Origin of the sequence: Domibacillus indicus, from assembly GCF_000970685.1 — a bacterium.
In the GTDB taxonomy this organism is placed as follows: Bacteria; Bacillota; Bacilli; order Bacillales; family Domibacillaceae; genus Domibacillus; species Domibacillus indicus.
In genome coordinates this window covers 43,497-66,258 of record NZ_LAJB01000003.1, presented here as the reverse complement: position 1 = coordinate 66,258, position 22,762 = coordinate 43,497, and the positions used below count along the sequence as shown (strand labels likewise).

The 22,762-nt window shown below is 49.9% G+C and carries 20 protein-coding genes and 2 other annotated features; of the genes, 18 read left to right on the top strand and 2 right to left on the bottom strand.

From position 1 onward, the window contains the following. The first annotated feature begins 3 nt into the window (after positions 1–3). The 11 genes from VP98_RS04730 (at position 4) to wrbA (ending at position 10,378) form a co-directional block, all read left to right on the top strand. Complete coding sequence (locus VP98_RS04730; RefSeq protein ID WP_052712132.1) at positions 4–1,050, top strand: substrate-binding domain-containing protein; 1,047 nt, start codon at positions 4–6, stop codon at positions 1,048–1,050. Between the two features lie 243 nt (positions 1,051–1,293). Then, a complete protein-coding gene (locus tag VP98_RS18760) occupies positions 1,294–1,461 on the top strand; it encodes a hypothetical protein (protein ID WP_156151315.1) in 168 nt (55 codons plus the stop codon). After that, positions 1,454–1,762 carry a hypothetical protein gene (locus tag VP98_RS04725; protein ID WP_046174209.1) on the top strand — a complete coding sequence of 103 codons (309 nt, stop codon included), beginning with the start codon at positions 1,454–1,456 and terminating at the stop codon, positions 1,760–1,762. Before VP98_RS18760 ends, VP98_RS04725 begins: the two co-directional genes overlap by 8 nt. Positions 1,763–1,918: 156 nt before the next feature. Continuing rightward, positions 1,919–2,242 carry a hypothetical protein gene (locus VP98_RS04720; protein WP_156151314.1) on the top strand — a complete coding sequence of 108 codons (324 nt, stop codon included), beginning with the start codon at positions 1,919–1,921 and terminating at the stop codon, positions 2,240–2,242. A 257-nt stretch (positions 2,243–2,499) separates the two neighbouring features. Continuing rightward, the gene (locus VP98_RS04715; RefSeq protein WP_231584120.1) at positions 2,500–3,849 is read left to right on the top strand and encodes an FAD-binding oxidoreductase; all 1,350 of its coding nucleotides are present in this window, start codon (positions 2,500–2,502) and stop codon (positions 3,847–3,849) included. A 35-nt stretch (positions 3,850–3,884) separates the two neighbouring features. After that, entirely contained in the window at positions 3,885–4,931 is a 1,047-nt protein-coding gene (locus VP98_RS04710; RefSeq protein ID WP_046174208.1) for an ABC transporter substrate-binding protein, read from the top strand. A 14-nt stretch (positions 4,932–4,945) separates the two neighbouring features. Then, complete coding sequence (locus tag VP98_RS04705; RefSeq protein ID WP_046174207.1) at positions 4,946–5,767, top strand: creatininase family protein; 822 nt, start codon at positions 4,946–4,948, stop codon at positions 5,765–5,767. 12 nt (positions 5,768–5,779) lie between these two features. Then, positions 5,780–7,126: an FAD-binding oxidoreductase gene (locus VP98_RS04700; RefSeq protein ID WP_046174206.1), complete on the top strand. Its 1,347-nt coding sequence runs from the start codon at positions 5,780–5,782 to the stop codon at positions 7,124–7,126. After that, positions 7,119–8,366: an amidohydrolase family protein gene (locus tag VP98_RS04695; protein WP_046174205.1), complete on the top strand. Its 1,248-nt coding sequence runs from the start codon at positions 7,119–7,121 to the stop codon at positions 8,364–8,366. The genes VP98_RS04700 and VP98_RS04695 overlap by 8 nt, the downstream gene beginning before the upstream one ends. A 17-nt stretch (positions 8,367–8,383) precedes the next feature. Further along, positions 8,384–9,688, top strand: a complete 1,305-nt coding sequence (locus tag VP98_RS04690; protein ID WP_046174204.1) for an amidohydrolase family protein — start codon at positions 8,384–8,386, stop codon at positions 9,686–9,688. Between the two features lie 15 nt (positions 9,689–9,703). Further along, complete coding sequence (gene wrbA / locus VP98_RS04685; protein WP_046174203.1) at positions 9,704–10,378, top strand: NAD(P)H:quinone oxidoreductase; 675 nt, start codon at positions 9,704–9,706, stop codon at positions 10,376–10,378. Positions 10,379–10,427: 49 nt separating this feature from the next. Here wrbA and VP98_RS04680 read toward each other — a convergent pair whose 3' ends face one another. Continuing rightward, positions 10,428–12,485, bottom strand: coding sequence for a putative bifunctional diguanylate cyclase/phosphodiesterase (locus tag VP98_RS04680; protein ID WP_046174202.1), 2,058 nt, complete (start codon positions 12,483–12,485; stop codon positions 10,428–10,430). Between the two features lie 217 nt (positions 12,486–12,702). On the opposite strand from VP98_RS04680, the gene VP98_RS18220 reads away from it, so the two are divergent. The 6 genes from VP98_RS18220 to VP98_RS04650 all read left to right on the top strand — a co-directional run bounded on the left by VP98_RS18220 (position 12,703) and on the right by VP98_RS04650 (position 19,519). Continuing rightward, complete coding sequence (locus tag VP98_RS18220) at positions 12,703–13,929, top strand: DUF3221 domain-containing protein (protein ID WP_052712129.1); 1,227 nt, start codon at positions 12,703–12,705, stop codon at positions 13,927–13,929. 211 nt (positions 13,930–14,140) lie between these two features. Next, positions 14,141–14,596 (top strand): GNAT family N-acetyltransferase, encoded by a 456-nt coding sequence (locus tag VP98_RS04670; protein WP_046174201.1) that lies wholly within the window; start codon positions 14,141–14,143, stop codon positions 14,594–14,596. 332 nt (positions 14,597–14,928) lie between these two features. Further along, entirely contained in the window at positions 14,929–15,954 is a 1,026-nt protein-coding gene (locus VP98_RS04665; RefSeq protein WP_046174200.1) for an ABC transporter substrate-binding protein, read from the top strand. 12 nt (positions 15,955–15,966) lie between these two features. After that, on the top strand, positions 15,967–17,691 hold the full coding sequence (locus VP98_RS04660) for an ABC transporter permease (protein ID WP_046174199.1): 1,725 nt from the start codon (positions 15,967–15,969) through the stop codon (positions 17,689–17,691). Further along, positions 17,688–18,752 carry an ABC transporter ATP-binding protein gene (locus VP98_RS04655; RefSeq protein ID WP_046174198.1) on the top strand — a complete coding sequence of 355 codons (1,065 nt, stop codon included), beginning with the start codon at positions 17,688–17,690 and terminating at the stop codon, positions 18,750–18,752. The genes VP98_RS04660 and VP98_RS04655 overlap by 4 nt, the downstream gene beginning before the upstream one ends. A gap of 224 nt (positions 18,753–18,976) precedes the next feature. Further along, entirely contained in the window at positions 18,977–19,519 is a 543-nt protein-coding gene (locus VP98_RS04650) for a DUF421 domain-containing protein (RefSeq protein WP_046174197.1), read from the top strand. 53 nt (positions 19,520–19,572) lie between these two features. Here VP98_RS04650 and VP98_RS04645 read toward each other — a convergent pair whose 3' ends face one another. Continuing rightward, positions 19,573–21,261 (bottom strand): 2-isopropylmalate synthase, encoded by a 1,689-nt coding sequence (locus VP98_RS04645; RefSeq protein ID WP_046174642.1) that lies wholly within the window; start codon positions 21,259–21,261, stop codon positions 19,573–19,575. 53 nt (positions 21,262–21,314) lie between these two features. Further along, positions 21,315–21,540, bottom strand: a binding site (T-box leader). Positions 21,541–21,710: 170 nt separating this feature from the next. After that, positions 21,711–21,949: a binding site (T-box leader), on the top strand. Between the two features lie 45 nt (positions 21,950–21,994). On the opposite strand from VP98_RS04645, the gene VP98_RS04640 reads away from it, so the two are divergent. Continuing rightward, a complete protein-coding gene (locus tag VP98_RS04640) occupies positions 21,995–22,687 on the top strand; it encodes a class I SAM-dependent methyltransferase (protein WP_231584119.1) in 693 nt (230 codons plus the stop codon). The last annotated feature ends 75 nt before the right edge of the window (positions 22,688–22,762 follow it).

Below are 22,762 nucleotides of genomic sequence, written 5' to 3'. Positions count from 1 at the left end.
ATGATGAAAAAAAGAAGATGGACCGCGCCGGTGCTGTGCTTTTCCCTGATGCTTGCGGGCTGCGGTGGCATGAAAGATGAGAAGCCGGCCGCAGAAGCGGAAAAATTGACGGCGGACGGCCAGCTTTATGTTGGGTTTGTGCTTGATACGTTAAAAGATGAGCGCTGGTATAAAGATAAAGAGCTATTTGAAGAAGCAGTCGAATCAAAAGGAGCACGCGTAAAAACGCTGGCGGCCAATGGAAACGATGATGTACAGCTGAAGCAGGCAGAGCTTCTTATTGAAGAAGGAGCGGATGTGCTTGTTGTTGTGCCGCATGACGCCGCTTTTTCCGCAGCGATTGTAGAAATGGCGCATAAAGCAGGCGTAAAAGTCATCTCTTATGACCGCCTGATTACCGATGCGCCGGTTGATTACTATATTTCCTTTGATAACGTTAAAGTAGGCGAGCTGCAGGCATCAGAAATTGTAAAGCGGAAGCCTTCCGGCGCGTATGCGTATATTGGAGGAGCCGAATCGGATAACAACGCGGTTTTGTTCCGGCAGGGAGCCATGAAGGTACTGCAGCCGCTCATTGATAAAGGCAGCATCAAGCTCGTTTACGACCAATATACGGACGGCTGGGAGCCGAAGAAAGCAGAAGCCAATTTGAAAACCGCGCTGAGCCAGAATGGAAATAAACTGGATGCGGTCGTCGCGGCGAATGACGGGACAGCGGGCGGTGTTGTGAATGCCTTAACGGCGGCGGGACTGGCCGGAAAAACACCGGTTTCCGGACAGGACGCAGAGCTCGAAGGCGTGCGCCGGGTTGTTGCCGGGACCCAGGCGATGACTGTATACAAGCCGATTCCGCTGCTTGCATCGCAGGCTGCTGAAATGGCCGTGAAGGTGGCGGCCGATGAAAAAGTGAGTGCAGAACAGGCGGTAAACAACGGGCAAGGAGATATTCCCGCCGTCCTGCTGGAGCCGGTCGCTGTAACAAAAGATACCATCCAGAGTACGGTCATCAAAGACGGCTACTTAACCGAACAGCAAATATATGGGAAATAAAACAGAACCGTCTCCCCGTGAGGCGGTTTTTTGTGCTGAAAGGCATGTGTTTTTCTTAAACGATAAAATAATCCGGGACTAACAGGAAATGCAGGAGTCCCTGCCGAATGAATGAAGGAGCCGAGTAAAAGTCCGGGAACCGGGTATTGACAACCAGCGGGCATTTTCGCTGGATACGAAATGACCGTACTTTCAAAAATATGATAGAGCGAATTCAAAGGATGGAGGGAGAGGAGCAGGAGTATGCCGTATTTTTTTATGGCAATGATTATTGGAATTACGGTGTTTTTGATCATCAGCCTGACTCGAAGGAAAGCCGCCCATACCCGCACGCCGCCGGATTCAAAGCAAAGTAACTCAAAAGCCGGGTCAAAACAGCCGGTTCAGCATGAAGATAAGCGGAATGATTAACCGGCAAAGCATCCTGCATCAGCTGCTGCCAAAAACAGTCTATGGAAAAATTGCCGCAGCCTGCTTTATTTATTATGTAGGGCTGGGCCTGCTTTTTTTCGTATATCCGGCATTTTTTATTCTCGCATCAGTCCTTCCGATCACCGGCGCGGTCGCATTTTTAGCGATTTTTACCGGCATTATGGGCATCTGGAAGGAGCAGGAGGACGCCAAAACGATTCCGGTCTTTGCTCTTTTTTTCAGCCTTCCGGTTCTTTGCATTGCCATTTACCTGAGGTTTTACTGGACAACTGGAGGCTGAAAAAAGTGTTTTTATAAAAAAATAGATGGTGCAGGTGCCCGTGCTGCTTATCCTTAGCAAAAATGAAATAGCAGCAGAGGAATTGAATAAAAAAGCGCGAACGAGCCAGGATTATCAGCCCGATCAACCAGGCAGCGTGCGGAACGGAGCTGCAGGATGCGTGTATTTCGTTATAGCTTGCTATCAGTGATTGTTCTCATTGGTTCCAGCCTCATTGCTGCTGGATTTGCTGTTATGAGCAAAATGGAAGAAAAACAAAAGGTTTCGGTTGAAATGACGGCGTTTAACAGTCTCCCGCAGGAAGAAGCCAGCCGGATTGCGGCCAGTCCCAAAGATTCAACTGTAAAGCAGGTGCAGTACCAGGAGCAGGATGCATACGAAGTGACGTTCCATCATACCGAAACGGAATCATTGGGCGAGCTGGTTGTGTATATAGGAATGGACCGCGAAACAGTGCTGGGACAAAAAAATACAAAATAAAAAGAAATCCGGTCAGCGGGTTTCTTTTTTGTTGTAAGAAAATCTAACAGTATTTTACCGGGGATTGCTTGATTTATGTTAGATATTCATTTTTTATTGTTATTTCATCTAATCAATGCCAGGATAGTTTAGTGATTTTAACCATTGTACCAGTAAAGCAGGCACTTTATGATGTTACTAGAATTAACATCATAAAGAAGAGAGAGCATCACATATATGAATATCTGAATTTTTAGACTTTAAAAGGGGTGAAAGAAGTGAGTGAAAAACTGCGCCGCTCGGTGACGGAACAGGCTTTTATTGAAGACGAAGACACCATTGCGAGGCTGTCGAAGGATTTCTACTGGTACTCGCCCGTGCTGGACAAAGAGCTGGCCGGCAAAACGGCTGATTATGTGATTGTACCGGAAACCGAAGAAGAATTAAAGCGGGCCATGCAGGCGGCCGTTGAAGAAAAAATTCCAGTCACCGTCCGCGGCGGCGGAACGGGCAACTATGGACAGGCAGTGCCTATGACCGGCGGGCTTGTCGTGGATGTCAGCAGGCTGACGGAGATTCTGGAAATTGGCGAAGGATTTGTCCGCGTACAGGCCGGAGCGCGCTTGAGGGAAATCGAAAAAGCAATTCATGAAACGGGGCAGGAGCTGACCATTTACCCTTCCACTTTTGTAAAAGCGACAGCTGGCGGCTTTGTCTCGGGCGGCTCAGGCGGCATCGGGTCCGTCACCTGGGGAAACTTATGGGACGGCAATGTGATCAGCGCCAAAATCTTGACGATGGAAGCGGAAGTCCGAGGGCTGACGGTGTCAGGGGATGAGCTTCAGCCGTATATTCACAGCTACGGCACAACAGGCATTATGACCGAAGTGACCATCCCGATTAAGCCAAAATCCCGCTGGGTGCAGCAAATCTATGCATTCACCGATTTTACAGCTGCACTCGAATTTTCCCGGGCTGCGGCCCAATCGGAAAAATGGAAAAAACGGCTCGTTTCTGTGATGGAAGCCCCCATTTCCGCTTTTTTTAAACCGTTTAAAAAGCAGATTGGCACACCAAATCGTGCCCTTGTGCTGATCGAGATAGAGGAAAGCAATCAGGCTGCACTTGAAAAGAAAGCAGAGGGTTTTCACGGAGAAGCGATTTATACAGCACCTGCTGACGAGTACCGGAAAGGAATGGGAATTTCCGATTTTACCTGGAACCATACTACCCTGTGGGCGCTCAAAGCTGATAAGCGGTGGACGTATTTGCAAAACTTTTTTTCTCTTGATGGCCTTCACGAGCAGGTCCGGCAAATTAAAGACCGCTTCGGTAATGAAGTGCTGCTTCACTTTGAATGGCTCCGTGACAAAGGGCGGCTTATTCCCGCTGCGCTGCCGCTCGTGAAATTCGAATCCAGGGAGCAATTATATGAAGTAATCCGCTTTTTTAACGAAATTGGCGCCCATACAAATGATCCGCATACGTATTTGCTCGGTGCGGGCGGCTGGGACATGCAGATGGAGGCAATCGCGCAGAAAAAGAAGGAAAACGACCCGTTTGATTTGCTGAACCAGGAAAAAATTCCGGCTGCCGCCTCGATCCGCGGCACCATAAACGTCCAATGACCCAATACATATGAGAGAAAGAGGAGGATGAACAAATGGAGAATGCAGCGTTTTTAAAATGGAAAACCGTCCGCTCGGCACTGGCGGTCCTGTCACTGGCGGCACTGACCGCCTGCAGCGGAACAGCCTCAGACAGTTCATCCGGAGGGGAAGAAAAAGCAGAAACCGCCGAAGCGGAAAGCACCGGGCTGTTTGAAATGAAGCAGATTACAAGCTGGTTCCCGCAGGTGGAAAACGCAGGGCAGTATTACGCGCAAATGGAAGGCTTTTATGAAGACGAAGGCATTGACATGACGACCGAACCGGGCGGCCCGCAGGTTTCTTCTATTTCGATTGTTTCCTCCGGCCAGGCGCAGTTCGGCATGGCGCAGGCGGACCAGGTGCTGTATGCCATTGATGAAGGCATTCCGCTTGTTGCGGTGTTTGCCAACTTCCAGAAAACGCCGCAGGGCATTATGTTCCATAAAGACCAGCCGATCAAAACATTTGATGATTTAGGGAAAGGCTATGAAATTTATTCAGCGCCGGGTGCGGGCTACTGGAAATACCTTGTGAAAGAATACGATATTGAAGAATCGCAGGCGCGCAGCTACACAGGCGACAACACAATCTTCATGTCCAACAAAAAGGCAGCCTCGCAAATGTATGTCACATCCGAGCCGTACTATTTAAAGCAGGAAGGCGTGGAAACCAGCCATCTGCTTATTGCGGATTCCGGCTACTCTCCATATGGGGATGTGCTGTTTACAACAAAAGAGTTTATGGAAGAAAACCCGGAAATGGTTCAGGCTTTTGTGAACGCAACAAAAAAAGGCTGGGAAGCATTCCACGAAGAGCCGGAAAAAGTGTATGACTATATTAAAGAGCTCGATCCGGAAAAAACAGCAGAGCAGATGGAATATGCAACGGGTGAAATGGAAGAGCTTGTCTACGGGGGAGATGCAACAGAAAATGGCGTCGGCACTATGACGGAAGAACGCTGGCAGACGCTGATTGACCAGGTATATGACCTCGGGCTGATTGAAAAGAAAATGGAGCCGTCTGAGGTTTATACGACGGAATTTCTAGAAAATGCGGAATAAAAGGAGCGGTGCAGATGAATCGGCATCATCAAAAGGCGTGGCGGGAATTTTTCCTGCCGCGCCTTGCCACTACAGACATTCAAAAGCTGGAGAAAGAAAAAGGAGCGGTTATCCTGCCCATCGGCGCGGTGGAGCAGCACGGCCCGCATTTGCCGGTGTATACAGACACCCTTATCGCCGAAGGCCTGCTCACACATTCATTCGACTATATGAAGCCGGAAGACAATGTATGGCTGCTGCCGCCTCTCCCGTATGGAAAAAGCAACGAGCATTCCGGCAAGCCGGGCGTTATCACACTGTCAGCGAATACTCTTCAGCAGGTGGTGCTTGATATCGGCCGAAGTGTAAAAGAAAGCGGATTTCGCCGGCTCATCCTTTTTAATACACACGGCGGAAATCTGGATCTGTTAAACATGATGGCGCGCGAGATCCGGATTGAAACCGGCTTAATGGTATTTCGAATGAATGCGATGGATTTTAAAGAGGAGCTTGGGGACCTTTACTCAAAAGAAGAGCTGCAGTACGGCATTCACGGCGGTGATGTGGAAACATCGCTCATTTTAGCCATCGAAGAAAAGTGGGTGAAAATGGAGCAGGCGCCGGTTGAATATTATAACGCTGATCAGGCGGTGGATATTAAAGGCGGACCGTATGCCGCATGGCTGATTGACGATTTGTCTGCGTCCGGCATCTCGGGTGAGGCAGCGAACGCCACGGTAGAAAAGGGGGCGGAGACGGTCGAACGGCTAGGAAAGAAAATAGCCCGGACCCTGCAGGAAATCAGCTCATTTGAAATGGAATCCTTCCGGACAGGGTCTGTTTCATCCAGAGCGTAAAGGGGGAAGAAAATGAACGGCATAGATGAATTGCAGCAGGCATTCGGAGAAGATGTGGTTCGGCTTGATGAAGCTTATGTGAAAAAAATGTCACGCGACTACTACTGGTATTCGCCCGTGCTGAAAAAACAGCTGGACGGATATGCGGGTGACTGTGTTGCTGTTCCGCGGAATGAAGAAGAGCTGTCGGACATCCTGTCATTTGCAGTCCAGCACCGGCTGCCGGTTGTCCCAAAAGGGGGCGGCACGGGCAATTACGGGCAGATTATTCCGTTAAACGGCGGCATTGTGCTCGATACAACGAAGCTGGACAAGGTGAAACAGCTGAAAGATGGAGCCGGCACGTTTGGGGCCGGAATTACGCTTGGTAAAGTAGAACGGCTTCTGGCGGAAACCGGCCAGGAGCTGCGTTTTTATCCATCTACGTACATGAAGTCCACTCTGGCCGGGTTTATTGCCGGCGGCACGGGCGGGATTGGCTCCATTGAATACGGGACGCTCTGGGATGAAGGCAATGTGCTGGAGCTGACCGTAATGACCATGGAAGAAAAACCGAGACGGCTCTCAGTCTGCGGCCGGGAGGAGCTCGCCCGGTATATTCATAATTACGGCCTGTCGGGTGTGATCCTCGATGCCGCGATTGCTCTCGCCCCGAAAACAAAATGGCAGAACATGATCGCAGAATTTGATGACTGGCATGATGCGCTGCGCTTTTCTGAACAAATCGCGAAGGACAGGCGGATCAAAAAGCGGCTTGTTTCCGTCTGCGCCGCGCCGCTGCCTGCTTTCTTTCAGCCGCTTCGCCCGGTTTTATCCGGCAGCAGGCATACGGTGCTGATCCAGGCGGCGCCCGGGGATGCAGCAGTCATTTCAAAGGCGGGTCTTGTGCACAATGGAAAGTGGGCCGCCGGCTTTGATGCGTTTTTGCAGGGAAAACGCCTGCGTGCCACCGATTTCAGCTGGAATCACGTGACACTCTGGCACTTAAAGGACCATCCGGCTGATACGTACATACAGGCACGCTTTCATCCTGATGAATACTGGACGCAAATGAAAAAGCTCACGGAAGCGTTTGGTGATGAAGTGCTCATGCATGTGGAATGGATCAAAGCAGGCGGACAGATTTTGCCGAGCTCGCAGCCGGTGATCCGCTATACAACGGATGAGCGGCTGTTTGCGATTATGGAGCGCTGCCGGGAGATCGGCGTGCGCGTCAGCAATCCGCATACGTATTTATTAGAAGAAGGCGGCAAAGACGACTGGATTGATCATATTTGCCGGGCAAAGCAGGAAAACGACCCGTACGGCCTGCTTAATCCGGGCAAAACAAAGCGGCCGGGGGTGGCCGGGCATGTATGATGTACTGATAAAAAATGTAAAAGTATCTTTTTCAGAGAAAAAATCCGATATTGCGATTCAGGATGGAAAAATCGTGAAAATGGGCCGGCTGTTGGCGCCGGCTCATCGCATCATAGACGGAAGGGAGAAAGCGGCCCTTCCCCCTTATGTTGAATCGCATATTCATCTTGATACAGCATTAACGTGCGGCGTGCCGCGGCCAAATGAGTCAGGTGAGTTATTTGAAGGCATTGAGCTGTGGAATGCATACCGGACTCATTTCCTCACCGAAGAAGATGTCACCAGAAGAGCTCATACTGTGATTGAAGAAATGGTCAAGCAGGGTATTTTATTTGTGCGCGGCATGGTCGATGTATCCGACCCTCAATTGACCGCTCTGCATGCTTTGCTGGATGTAAAAAAAGAAGTTTCTCCTTTTTTGCAGCTCCAGCTTGTCGCTTTTCCGCAAAACGGCCTGGCTAAGAACGGCGGCGCACAGCTGCGCCGGGCACTGGAGCTTGGCGTGGATGCCATTAGTGCGGTTCCGCATTTGGAGCCGTCGCGGGAAAAAGGAATCGAATCGCTGGAGCTTTGTTTTGGACTGGCGGCTGAGCACGAAAAAGACATTCATATTTTTTGTGACGAAATCGATGACGGAGCGTCCCGCTTTGCCGAGAGCGTTGCGTATCTTGCGGCTGAGAGCGGCCTGGGCAGCCGGGTCACCGTCAGCCATCTTAATGCGATGGCATATTATCCGGAAGCTTACGCTCGCAAGCTGACCGGGCTGATTAAGGCCGCCGGCATGAATGTTGTGACCTGCCCGCTCATCAGCACAGCCATGCAGGGCAGGCTTGATTCGTGGCCGAAAGGACGGGGCATTACACGGGTAAAGGAACTTGATGAGGCTGGTGTGAATGTGGCTGTCGCCCATGATGATTTTTTAAGCCCATTTTATCCGCTCGGCACCGGCTCGCTTTTGTCTGCCGGCCATATGCTGCTGCATCAGGCGCATATGACCGGCACCCGTGATTTTGAAGCGGTTTATCGAATGATGACTGAAAATGCCGCACGTGTGCTGGGCGTAAAGCAGTATGGCCTTCAGGAAGGGCATCCGGCGGATTTGCTGCTGGTATCCGCTGACAGTGCCCACGATCTGCTGCGGCGGCAGCCGATGGCCGAGCTCGTTATGTCAAACGGACGAATTATCTGTGAAACCATTCCGGCGAAAACAACGCTTTGGACCGAACAGGCCCACATATAAGGAAGGAGCAAGCAAAGATGGAGATGATGATTTTAAACGCCCGTATTCCGATTTGGAAGGAAGAGGTGTATTACGATCTGGTGATAAAAGAGGGAAAGATCGTATCGGCTGACGCTCATGAAGGCATGCAGAGCGGCGGCCGCCCTTTTTTGTTTGATCCGGGCCTTCAGGCTGCCGCAGAAAATACCTGGGATGTGCAGGGTGCTGTTTTGCTGCCGGCCTTTTCTGATATTCATATGCATCTTGATAAGTCACATTCGCTCCCTTTTGCGCGCAATGTGAGCGGAACACTGGAGGAAGCCATTGAAAGCTACGGCCGGGCCTCGCAGTTCGCAACAGATGAAAACATGAAAGCGCGAATGAGAAAAACCGTTTTGTCCGCGCTTGCCCACGGAACCCGGGCGATCCGGACCCATATTGACTTTCACACCCGGCTTGAGGAAGATGTGACCTTCCGCGGTGTCAGAATGGCGCTTGAGCTGAGAAAGGAATTTCAATCAATCGTTGAAATCCAGGTGTTTCCAATGCTGCCGTACTACCCATATGACGGGCAGGACCGGGCGCGTATTGAGGAGCTGTTAACAATGGATATTGACGGCATTGGCGGAGCGCCGCACATCAGCACGGAGCCGCATGACGGGGTGCGCGAGCTTTTTCGTTATGCGGTACAGCATAACCTTCCTCTTGATATTCATACAGATGAAAGCGATGATCCAAATACGAATACGATCCTGACGATCGCGGAAGAAACAAAAAGATATGGCTATGAAGGCCGTGTGAATGTCGGGCATTTATGCTCTCTTGCCGCAATGGACCAGGAACAAGCCGATCATGCCATACGAAAAATGAAAGAAGCGTCACTCACAGCCGTCACGCTGCCAGCTGCCAACTTGTACCTGCAGGGACGCGGGGACAAAGGAACCGTCCGGCGCGGCGTTACCCGGATCAAGGAGCTCCGGGCAGCCGGTATTCAAACCGTGACAGCTTCAGATAATGTCTGTGATCCCTTTCATCCCTTCGGCCGCGGAGATCTTCTGCAAATTGCCCAGCTTACCGGCTATGCGGCTCATATGGGCGGCAAACAGGATGTCACGGATTTGCTGCATATGATTTCAGATGAACCGGCGGCGATAATCGGAAGAAAAAATCAGGGTATCCAGGCCGGGCAGAAAGCGAGCTTCGTGCTTATTCAGGCCTATTCCGTGGAGGAACTGTTTGCGGCACTGCCGCAAACGCGGGCGGTTTTCGGAAACGGCCAGTGGCTGTCTGTGATGAATACAAATGTGTCGTACGGGCTGCCGGCGGCCAACCTTACCATATAGAAGGAGAGGAGTTTTTTGGCAAACATCGTTGTTGCGTATTACAGTGCGTTTGGCCACATTGCCGAGCTGAGTGAAGCTGTAGCAGCTGGAGTTGAAAAAGTAGAAGGTGCGGCGTGCAAACGGGTCCGAATTCCCGAATTTTCTGATCCGGCCATTCGGGTCGCCCTCCGGCGGCAGGAGAACGCTTCATCTGAGCTCAGCCAGCATTTTCAGCTGACCAGGCGGGCGGAGGATTATGAACAGGTGCAGCAGGAGCAGGCCGGAATTCCGGCTGCGACAATGGATGACCTTCGTCAGGCTGACGGGATTATCTGGGGATTTCCAACATACCTGGGGACAATGCCGGGACAGGTAAAATCATTTCTCGACCAGGCCGGGCAGTTCTGCACGACCGGCGAGCTGGAAGGAAAGCCAACAGGTATATTCACGAGTGCCGGCTCGATTCACGGCGGCCATGAAGCCGCCATTTTAACTTCTCTCATTCCGCTTCTTCACCTGGGGATGATTTTTGTCGGGCTTCCATATACACAAAATCCGGAATATTTAACGGACCGGGCAGTCGGCGGCTCTCCGTACGGAGCTTCAACACTGGCCGGCCCGGACGGCTCGCGCCGGCCGTGCAAGGACGAACGAACTATGGCTGCCCGGCTGGGCGAGCGTGTTGCGGGGATTGCCCGCTCCTTAAAATAAAAGAGGAAAAGCAAAAAACGGCTGTCTCACCTGGAGACAGCCATTTTCATTACGAAAATAAATAATCCTCACGCAGTGTTTCGGAAAAGTCCAGGCGCCACTTTGCTATTTCGTCTGCTGTCATCGGTCTGGCATAATAATAGCCCTGAACGGTCAGGGACCGGGCAGTGGTCACCAGAAAGCGGACTTGATCGGCTGTTTCGACGCCTTCAATCACAATGTTTAAATTTAATGACTGGCCAAGCGTAATGATCGCATGCAAAATCGCCGAGTCTTTCTCGGAATGGGGAACACGGTCAACAAATGATTTATCAATTTTTAATGTGGTGATAGGCATTTGCCGCAAAAAAGAAAGTGATGAAACCCCTGTCCCAAAATCGTCGAGCGCAACAGAAAAGCCCTGCTTCCGAAACGAGCTGATCGCCCGGATTGCACTTTCTGCCGACTGCACAACACTCGTTTCCGTAATTTCAAGCTCCAGCTGCTTCGGGTCCACCCGGTGATGGGTTATGGCTTTTTCTAAGGAAGCAGTCAGGCGGGCGGATGTAATATACGTTCCCGGGATGTTGACAGCAATTTTTTGACCGGGCAGGCCGCTTTTTTCCCACTGGCTGATTTGCCGGGCTGCGCGGTCAATCACCCAGTCGGTCACATCGTCAATACGGTGATTTTGTTCCAGAATCGGAATGAAAACCGCAGGCGACAGCATGCCGTGGACAGGATGGCGCCAGCGGATAAGCGCCTCAAAGCCGTTTAACCGGCTGGTATCAGCGAAGATCTTTGGCTGGTAAACAAGAAACAGCTCATCCTCACTCATTGCGCGCGCAAGTCCGTTTAAGATCTCCTGCTCAAAGGAAAAAGTGTGAATAGTAGAGTCATATAAAATGATATCGTGCTCGTATTTAAGCAAAGGATGCTCCAAAACAGCCAGCGCGTTTGCATAAAGCTGGTGATGCGGGTCGGCTCCTTTGCTAAACGAAACCGCACATACAGACGACAATTCAATCCACTTTTCCTCCAGCAGCAAAGGCTCCTTCCATTTAAGCGCAATTGTCTCCATTGCTTTTTGGAAAAGGTCCGGTTCTGTTTCTTCGGAAAGAAAAGCAAACCGGTTGCCCTCAATTCGGTATAACTCTTTAAAACCGGGATGTGCTTCCCGAAGCTCATCGGCAATCCGCTGAATGACCTGGTCGCCGCATGCATACCCATATCCATTATTAATCTTCTCTAAATTGTGGAAGTGCCAGATAGCCAGGCCGCGGCTGGCGGCCGGCTTATTCAGCATTTTTTCAAACTGGCGTCGGTTTGGCAGGCGGGTAAGCCCGTCAAAATAGCTGATCCTGTAGTCGATATAGCGGTCCATGATGCTTGAAAAAAGCAGGACGCCAAGCAAAAAGAACATTCCGACTGCAACAGGAACAATGAGCATGGTCATATCAGTATGGCTTGCATGATCACGTAAGATGGAATCAGGCGACGCATAAAAGGTCACCGCCGCCATGCCGGTGTAATGCATGCTTGAAATGGCCAGGCCCATTATCAGCGCAGTGATGATTTTAACGATCCGCTTTTCCATCAGCTGTTTTAAGTTTGAAAAGATGTACAGGGCGATAAAGGAAACAACAATTGCGATTGCAATTGATGACAGGAACAGCCAGATATTGTACCGGTACACGGCATCCATAACCATAGATGCCATTCCTGTGTAATGCATTGAAGCAATGCCGACCCCCATGGCAACACCGGAAAGAGCAAACGAAAGAAAGGACTGCGTTGACCGGCTGGCCAGGGTAAAAGCCAGAAAAGAAGCAAGAATAGCCGGAATCACCGATACAAATGTCCAGAGGTGGCTGAAGTGCATAGCCACAGGCAGCGAAAAAGCACTCATGCCAATAAAATGCATGGACCAGATCCCAAATCCCATTGCCAGAGAGGCCAGCACAAGCCAGACAGACTGATGAAAAAAGCCGTTTTTTCGAACCCGTTCATTCAGGGAAAGAGCGGTGTACGAGGACAAGCACGCAATCAGGATGGAAAGCAGGACAAACATCCATGAGTAGTGGCCGGCTAACTCCACGTACGCTGGCGGGACAGAAGATGTAAACATACTAATTCCTCGTTTCTAGAGAACTCGTACTAGTAGTATCGGACAGCTTTTAAATAACCTTTAGAATGAAAAGCACATTTGATTAAAAAAATGACAAGATGATACAAAAATCGACATGAACAAACAAGGTGCAAATGAGCTGCCTGTGTGAATTTTTTGGAAAATATTTTTAAATTTGATAATTAAATAGTAAAATAGAAAGAAAAAGGGGCTTTTTATGAAAAAATTGCTGTTAGTGACAACCGTGCTGTTAGCAGCCTGCCAGCCAGCGGATCAGGGAGAACCGGACAAGGAGCCTGCAGCGGAAGCGTTTAATCCTAAGAATCATATAATCGCGGAGCTGGAGCAAACCACTGAAAACACAGCCGTACGGGATGAAGCTTTCAAAAAGGTGCAGCAAAACGAGACATTAACCGGCGGATATTTGGGAGAAGTCACACCAGAGCTTGAGGAAGAGTTTGGCGTCCAGTCGATTGAAGCGGAAGCGGTACAGCAGGCCATCAGAGAGGTGTACGGCTCTATCAGCGGAGTGGGTGTTTTTTTCCTGGGCACTTCTTCTGATGAAAAAAGCGAGCCGGGTGTGTGGGTTGGAATCAAGGACCCGGACGAGCGGTTTGATCAATTGGTCAGCAGGCTGCAGAAGCAGGTGGATGAAGGGAGAATTCTGGTGAAATACGTTCATTTGTTTCAAAGTGATTTTACCGAGCAGGAAAGCAATGATCTTATGAAAAAAGCAGCATCTGCACTGGACAGGGCAGCACGCAGCCATCCAACTCCAGACCGGGTTGCTTACAGCGTATCGGTTGATGTGAGAACCGGTGTGATTGAAGTGGGACATGACTTCTTAACAGAAGAAGCAAAGCAGGGGATTGAAAGCCAGTTTCCAGGCCAGGACTTTCACTATACACAGGAAGGCCGGATGGTGCCGTTGCCGGGTGAGCCCGATGTGGAGTATCCAGAGCCCGCTGTTACGGATAAGCCGCAGACAAACGGAAGCTGGGTTATGAGCGTGTCAAAAAAAGGCCTGTTTGTTATGGGCGCAGCCTCCGCCGACTTTTCCGCCGGTGGAGGCGAGGAGGAACACTATGGTGCCACCTCTTACTCATTTCCGGAAGCAGACAAGAAAGTAAAAGTCGGCCAGCGGGTGTTAGTGGAGGCATCCGGACCGATTATGGAGTCCTATCCAGGCCGGGGGCGGGCCAAGTTTATTACCGTACTGCCAGCCTATCAGCCTGAAAAAGCCGACCTGACGGAGGAAGAAGCGGTCCGGGCCGCTATTCAAAAACGGCAGGCCGCTCAGAAAACGGAAGCCATCCGCCATGTGAAATTCGATGAACAAACGGATCAATGGACAATTACGTTTGTTGACACGATGCGGGCAAAGCCCGCCGCAGTGGATATTGTGATCGCCGACCAAAATAGTAAAACACACCGGGACAACTAAAAATCCTTTCTCCTTTGGCCGAAAATTACGCCAGAGGACTTTTTTTGAAAAAATCGAACGAAATCCGGATGACTTTCCATAATCCAAGCAGCCCAATTAAGAATTGGGAAAAACACTGGCGACAAAAAAAGCGGCTGTGTGCTGATATGAGGTAAAGATATACACTCCTGCACGTCCGCCGGAAATAAAAGTTATGAAAGGAGCAGTGCCAATGGAAATCCGCCCGCTTTCTCCAACTGAAACACCGCCGTATGATTTGCTGCTGCTTGCTGATCCGTCCCGCCCGATGATTGATGAGTATGTAAAGCAGGGGAAATGCTTTTTGCTGGAAGAGAGCGGAACAGTGATTGGCGTGTATGTGCTTTTGCAGACCCGGCCCGGGACGGTGGAGCTGATGAATATTGCGGTGGCAGAGACACATCAAGGAAAAGGGCTAGGGAAAAAGCTGCTTCTTCATGCGGTTGAACAGGGGCGGGCCGGTGCTTATCAAACAATAAAAGTCGGCACCGGAAATTCCAGCTTTGCGCAGCTTGCCCTGTACCAGAAAGCCGGCTTTCGAATCACGGGTATCGACCGGGACTTTTTCACCCGGAATTACGAAGAAGAAATCTGGGAAAACGGCATCCGGTGCCGTGATATGATCCGGCTGGAAAGGGAACTGCCTTAAAGCTTAAAATACTCTGCCGTGGAGACAAAGTTATTTATGGCCGATTTACTTCTTAATGAAAAAGTCAAACTGGAGGCAGGCATGCGGCTTCCCCTGTCTCCAGTTTGCCGGCAGTCTCTGCTGGGTTAAAAGGTAAAATGGCTTTTTTGTTATAATGGTTTACATTCTCTTAACAATTTCTTCTAAATGCCTGCTATTATCCTCTTTCTTCTTTTTTCTTCTTTACAAACATTCACATAATATTTATGTGCATTTTATTTTCTATTCATATTCCATCCGTACAATAAAGCATAAGTTCTGTTTTATCCCAAATGAAGCGGAGGAATACATACATGCGTAAATTATTTTTATCGGCGGCGGCGCTGGCAGCCGTTTCTGCCGGCTGCTCACAGGAAGATCTTCAATCGGGTGAAGCATCGGGAGAAGAAACAGCCGGCGTCTCCGGCACATTAAGCTTTTATACATCACAGCCGGATGAAGATGCCCAGGCTCTTGTGACCGCTTTTCAAGAACAGTATCCGGAGGTAGAGGTTGAAACCTTCCGTTCCGGTACGGAGGAAGTCATCTCAAAACTGCAGGCGGAGCGCCAGGCAGGAGAGGTGCAGGCCGATGTCCTGCTTGTAGCAGATGCGGTTACATTTGAAAGTTTAAAAGAAGAAAAGCTGCTGATGAATTATACATCACCGGAAGCGGAAAAAATTCCGGAGGCGTTTGTTGACCCTGACGGAGCGTACACGGGCACCAAAGTAATGGCGACAGCTCTTGTCGTTAATACAAAGGCAGCGAAAAGCATGCCGGACAGCTGGAAGGCTTTGACGAATGAAGCCTCTAAAGGAGCCGGCATCATGCCAAGCCCGTTTTATTCAGGAGCGGCCGCATACAACCTGGGAGTGATTACACGGCAGGAAGAACTCGGCTGGGATTTTTATAAAGAATTAAAAGCAAATGAAATGGGCATCACCAAAGGCAATGGCGGTGTGTTGGAAGCCGTCGCTTCAGGTGAAAAAACATATGGCATGGTGGTTGATTTTGTTGCGGCGCGGGCAAAACAGGAAGGCTCCCCGGTTGAACTCGTTTACCCGAAAGAAGGTGTGCCGGTTATTACGGAGCCGGTTGGCATTATGGAAAATACGGACAATGCAGAAACAGCGAAAGCGTTCGTGGATTTTATTTTATCGGAAGAAGGGCAGAAGCTTGCGGCGGAAATCGGCTATACGCCAATCCGGGAAGGGATTGCGGCGCCGGAAGGACTAAAAACATTGGATGAGATGGCCATTCTCGAAGCTGATACATCGGAATTGCTGAAAACACGTGAAGAGGATAAGCAGCTGTTTGGCGACATTTTTGGCCAGCAGTAAGAGGAAGCCGTAATGATTTCAGAACAGTCCGTTGTGTCTGATAGAAAAAGGAGCGCCCCTTCCCTCGCTCCTCTCTTTCGTTTTAAAAAGGTATACGCTGCTTTTGGGCTTTTGCTTGTTCTTTTATTTTTTGTCCTGCCGGTTTTTCGGCTCCTCCTGCTCAGCGTGCTCGAGGATGGGGCCTGGTCGCTGTCTCATTACAGCGGGGTGCTCCGGGAAGCCGCAACCTGGACGGCAGTTAAAAATACCGTATATATCACAGCCGGGTCTACGGTTTTATCTCTCGTGCTTGGTGTATCCCTCGCCTGGGTCATGGCGTATGTCCATATTCGCGGAAAAAGATGGATGCAGCTATTTGTTTTTCTTCCATTCATCATTCCTTCCTATATTACTACTCTTGCATGGGTTCAATTTTTGGGCAAAAGCGGTCCCGTATCTTCCTTATTTGGATGGACACCCGATTTGTACAGCATGGGCGGGATGATCTTTTTACTGGGAATGTCTCATTATCCCCTTGTTTACTTATTTACAATTGAGGTGTTCCGCAAAATTCCGCGTGAACTGGAAGAAGCGGCGAAAACAGCGGGGGCCGGCAAAATGAGCATTTTCCTGAAAGTCATGCTGCCTCTCGCCCTGCCGGGAATCGCCAGCGGCGGGCTTCTGGCGTTTTTAAGCAGCCTGGACAACTTCGGAATTCCCGCTTTTTTAGGCATCCCCGCCAACATCCGGGTACTGAGCACATACATTTATGAGCAGGTTGTCGGCTTCGGCCCATCCGCTTTTGCCCGTGCAGCTGTCCTGTCGGTTCTGCTTGGCACCATTGCCCTCCTTGGCACGTTTGTGCAATGGCTTTTGCTTAAAAAAAGCCGCGTTACAGAAACGGTCATGCCGGACCGGGAGCCGCGTATTTATGTAAGCCCGCTGCGGCAGCGCCTTCTTGAAGGCGGCATCTGGCTGTTTTTAGTAGTCACCAGCTTCGTGCCATTTGCGGCCATGGGGGCATTGTCGCTTATTAAAGCGTATGGGCTCCCGTTTCATCTGGAAAATTTATCGCTGAAAAATTATCAATATGTATTTTTGACTGATCCGAAAACCGGCTCTGCTCTTTGGAACAGTGTTTCTCTCGCTTTGCTCGCAACGGTGGTCTGCCTTGCAGCCGGCACGGCACTGGCATACATCCGGTACAGAAATCCCGGCTTTTTTACAAAGCTTGCGGAATTGTGTATCACCATCCCGTATGCGCTTCCCGGCACGGTGCTGGCGCTATGCATGATTTTTGCGTGGATGCAGCCGGTACCGGGCTGGAATCCAGGACTTTACGGATCTATTTGGATTTTGTTAGTCGCTTATATTACCCGCTTTTTTGTGCTTCAGGTCAGGGGAAGCTATACCGCTTTTCTGCAGGTCGATCCTTCAATGGAAGAAGCGGCCAGAACATCGGGGGCGCATGCGTGGGTAAGGTGGCGCAGGGTGCTGCTGCCGCTTATTATGCCGGGGCTCGCAGGCGGTGCGCTTCTGGTTTTTTTGATGGTTTTGACGGAGTTAACGGTTTCGAGCCTGCTGTGGTCGACGGGTACCGAAACGATTGGCGTTGTAATATTCAATTATGAACAGGCGGGCTATACAACGTATTCGACCGCATTTGCCACGGTTCTTGTCCTGGCGATTTTAGCCGGCGGGCTGCTGTTTACCGCTTTTAGCAGCCGCTGGGAACGAAAGGTGATGAAAAAACAATGATTCAGCTTCATAATGTAACAAAGCAGTACGGACCTTTTACCGCGCTTCATTCAGTAAATCTTGAATTGAAAAGAAGCGAGTTTACGGCGATTCTCGGGCCGTCCGGCTGCGGCAAAACAACACTGCTGAAGCTTTTGGCCGGATTTATGAAGCCTTCGTCAGGAGAGATTTACATGGATGGGCGGCTGTCTGCTTCTAAAAGCGAGCTTATCCCGCCTGAAAAGCGCAATATCGGCATGGTGTTTCAATCCTTTGCGCTCTGGCCGCATATGACGGTATATGACCATGTGGCATTTCCGATCCGCCATCACCGGCATACGCGTGAAGAGTGGAAGCAGGATATTGTTGCCCGGGCGCAGCACGTGTTAAAACTGGTCGGGCTTGAGCAATTGTTTGACCGTTATCCCTCCGAGCTTTCGGGCGGGCAAAAGCAGCGGGTGGCACTCGCCCGGGCGATTGCGCCGCTGCCGGACATTTTGCTGATGGATGAACCGCTCAGCGCGCTTGATGTAGAACTGCGCATGGAGATGAGAAACGAAATTCAGCGTATTCACCGTGAAACACAGGCTTCTATTATATATGTAACTCATGATCAGGGTGAGGCGCTGGCAATGGCGGATAAGATTGTGGTTATGAACGGTGGGAAAATCGAACAGATCGGTTCCCCGGAAGAAGTGTATACAAAACCAGAAACGGCTTTTGTTGCTTCTTTCGTCGGAAAATGCAATATGATTAAAGGAAAGTGGGACAACGGCCAGTTTTGCCCGGAGGCTTTTCCGTGGGAATCGTGGCCGGATATCGGCATAACCGACTCGTTAAAAAAAGAAGGGCTTTGTCCGGTCCGCCCGGAGCAGTGGCAGCTGGCCGGCGGGTCAGCGGAAGGATTAAAAGGGACGGTTTTATCCGTCCAGTATCAGGGCAAGGAAGTCCATTACTCCGTTGAAGTTGACAATGAAATATGGATCGTTCATCAGCCGATTTTTGCCCGGAGGTTTCAAATAGGCGACACCGTCAGCGTATCCGTCAAAGCAGCCAAAAGAATAGAAGTCCCTGTATTTTAAAACAGAGTGTAAGACAATGTTAGAAAGCAGAATGACTGAAAACGTTTGTTCCTCCAGGAACGCCGCCGAAAGCAAGCGTTTGCCAACAGCCTGAACAGAGTGTGCCCGGTACACTCTGTTTTATTTTGCATGCTTTCCAGGAAAACAGTTCGGTCATGCCGGTCCCCCTATATCAAGTTTGTTCTCTTTCAGGTAGGGAATGAGGGGGAAAAGGAGGGACGTGCATGTTTTTTAATGGATGGGAAGCGGTGGAGCGGACACTCATGGTCGGTGTTCTGGCTTATGTCGGTCTCATTGTTTTTCTGCGCATATCGGGAAAACGGACGCTTTCAAAAATGAATGCATTTGATCTTATTGTAACGGTCGCGCTCGGCTCAACGCTGGCAACCATTTTATTAAGCAAGGATGTTTCACTTGTACAGGGATTGACGGCTTTTTTTGTGTTAATCGGCCTTCAGTATGCAATCGCCTGGCTGTCTATGCGGTCGAACACGACTGCTGAATTGATTAAATCGAATCCAGTCCTTTTGTTCTATGACGGCCATTTCCTGCGGTCCGTTATGAAAAAAGAGCGGGTGCTGGAAGCAGAGATGCTTCAGGCTGCCCGCTCGAGCGGGATTGCTTCTCTGGAAAAAGTAAAAGCGATCGTGCTGGAGACAGACGGAAGCTTATCCGTTGTAAAAAAATCAGACCGCCCGGCTTCTGCACTGGATAATGTCCTGGAAGAAACGGAGAGAGCGCATCTGGCTCAAAAGATAGAAAAGTAAGCTGGAAAAAGAACTTGAAGAAAACCGCTTCCGGCCGGGAAGCGGTTTTTCGTTTACTTTGCAGCCGCAAAGCGTTCCTGTTCTACTTTTAACAGGTTATTCACTGCACCGAACAATGCTTTGATGGAAGAATTCATAATATCCGGATCAATGCCGCAGCCCCAGTACACGGTGCCGTTTTCAGAGGTAATGCTTACATAAGAAACGGCATTCGCCTGTGAGCCGATCGACTGGGCATGTTCTTTGTATGTTAAATCGGTATAGGAGATGCCAAGCTCTGCTTGAAGCGCGTTATTAATGGCGTCCAGACGGCCATTGCCGGTGCCGTGCCACTCGTTTGTTTCTCCCTTTATTTTTACCTGAATCGTTGTTTTAGCCGTTTCCTTGCCTTCAAATGTATAATCGACAAGTTCAGCCGGTGTGTTGACGTTGACAAACTCTTCCATGAAAATGTCATGAATTTCATTCGTCATCAATTCTTTCTGGTTGCGGTCAGAGACGTCTTTTACTTTATAGCCGAGTGTTTCGCGCATTTTTGGCGGAAGTTCAAAGCCATATGTCTGCTCAAGCAGGTAGCCGATGCCGCCTTTGCCGGACTGGCTGTTAATGCGGATTACCTCACCTTCATACTCGCGCCCGATATCCTCTGGGTCAACCGGCAAATACGGTACGGTCCAGTGCTCGCGCTCTTCCTGCTCACGCCACTTCATGCCCTTGGCGATTGCATCCTGGTGGGAGCCGGAGAAAGCGGTAAATACAAGCTTGCCGGCATATGGCTGGCGGTCCGGAACCGTCATGCGGGTTACGCGCTCGTACACTTCCTGGATAGCCGGCAGATTCGTTAAGTTGAGCTTTGGATCAATGCCGTGTGTGTACATATTCAAGGCCAGTGTCACAATATCAACATTGCCTGTCCGCTCGCCATTGCCGAATAATGTGCCTTCTACGCGGTCCGCGCCGGCAAGCATGCCAAGCTCCGCATCTGCTACGCCAGTTCCGCGGTCATTATGCGGGTGAAGCGATAAAATAACATTTTCACGGTATTTCATATTTTCACTCATAAATTCAATCTGGCTGGCGTATACGTGCGGCATGGACATCGACACGGTTGCCGGCAGGTTGATAATGACTTTGTTATCGGCGGCCGGCTGCCATACATCAAGCACACTGTTGCATACATCAAGCGCAAATTCAATCTCTGTTCCCGTAAAGCTTTCCGGAGAATACTGGAATTTAAAATTCCCTTCTACTTCGGCGGCATATTTATTTAACAGCTTTGCACCGCTGACAGCAATTTCTTTAATTTCTTCTTTTGAACGCTTGAATACCTGCTCGCGCTGTGCAAGAGAAGTAGAGTTATATAAATGCACAACCGCATTTTTCGCGCCGCGGAGCGATTCAAAGGTTTTCTTGATAATGTGCTCGCGGGACTGTGTCAATACCTGGATGGTCACATCATCCGGAATCAAATCCTGCTCAATCAATGTGCGAAGGAATGTGTACTCGGTTTCGGAAGCAGCGGGGAAGCCGACCTCGATTTCTTTAAAGCCAACATCGACAAGCACCTGGAAATACTCCAATTTTTCCTGGAGGTTCATCGGGATAATCAATGCCTGGTTCCCGTCCCGCAAATCTACGCTGCACCAGATCGGCGCTTCCGTAATGTATTCTTTTTGAGTCCAGTTTAAGCTGGCTGCCGGCGGCATAAAATAATTGCGCGTATATTTCGATACATTTTTCATCATGATCATCCTTTCGTTTTTCGGGCTAACATAAAAAACGCCCGCCATCTCTGTAAAGAGACGACAGGCGTTAACCTTCCGTGGTACCACTCTTGTTGGCTTATGCATGCACATAAACCCGCTTAAAAGCTGATTACGGGGCGTCCGTCAAAGCTTACTCCTGGTATTTTCGGCTTTGCCGCTCATGGGCGAGTTGGGGAAGCGATTGACTGCCTTTCACCAAAGCGGCAGCTCTCTTGACAATCACGATTCCTTAATGCTCCCAATCGAAGCGTTTCATCGTTTTGTTTTTTCCATCGTATTACCGATTTGCCTGTTTGTCAATGCGAATTGAGGAAATTATGCAAAAATTGATGGGATAAGGGGAGCAGCGGACTCTATTCACTTACTGTTAAACAAAAAGGCTTGCTATTTTTTTCCTTGCCCTCTAAACTGAAAAAAAATGAAAATGCAATGCCATGATGAAGAAAAGTACACAGCCGGAACAATGCAGAGAGCGGATGAATGGTGAAAATCCGTGCGGGACGGCTGGGGAATGGGCTTCGGAGCACCCCGCTGAACGAGGAGTAGGCGGCGGCGGATCGCCTGACCGGTAAAACAGGCAAAGGATCGGCTTTTCAGCCCGTCCGGATAAGCGCGTTTCTTATGGAACGAACAAAGGTGGCACCGCGGGTCTTCCGTCCTTTTTAAGGATGGGAGGCCTTTTTTTATTTCTAAAAAAGGAGTGAGAGGAATGGAATTAAACCGAATTGTTTTTATTGGCCGTACGTTTGAGGAGTATATGGCAATGTTTTCTTTGTCTATGGATGAGCTGCAGGGGAAAAAGGTGCTCGACTGTCCGGCTGGTGCGTGTTCATTTACAGCAGCCGGCGGGCAGCAGGGGCTGGACATTACAGCATGTGATATTGCGTACTGTCACGAGGGAGAGGCGCTTGCCGCAAAAGGAAAGCTGGATGTAAAGCATGCAATGGAAAGCGTGGAACAGGCCCGCGAGCAGTACGTCTGGGATTATTTTCGCAGCGTGGCGGACCTTGCTGAGCACCGCACCCGGGCGCTTTCCGACTGTGCGGCACATATGGCTGCTCATCCGGAACGCTACGTCCCGGCTGTCCTGCCGAAGCTGCCATTTCAAGACGGTGAGTTCGACCTGATTTTATCTGCACACTTTTTATTCACTTACAGTGACCGGCTTGATAAACGATTTCATCTTCAAGTGATCGAAGAACTGCTGCGTGTGGCAAAGGAAGAAATCCGGATTTTTCCGCTTGTCAGCCTGGCAGGAAACCGGTACGAGCATTTGGAGGAAATCATCAACATTCTTCATGAACGGGGCTGTGAAACGGAAGAAATCCGCGTTCCATATGAATTTCAGCGCAATGCTCACTCTATGCTGAAAATCCGCAAAAATCGGCCGTCTATTGTGTAGATAGACACAGGGAAAATACGACTAAAAAGAGGTTTAATTGCTTAAAAGGAGGGGAAAAGGACTTTGATTGAATGA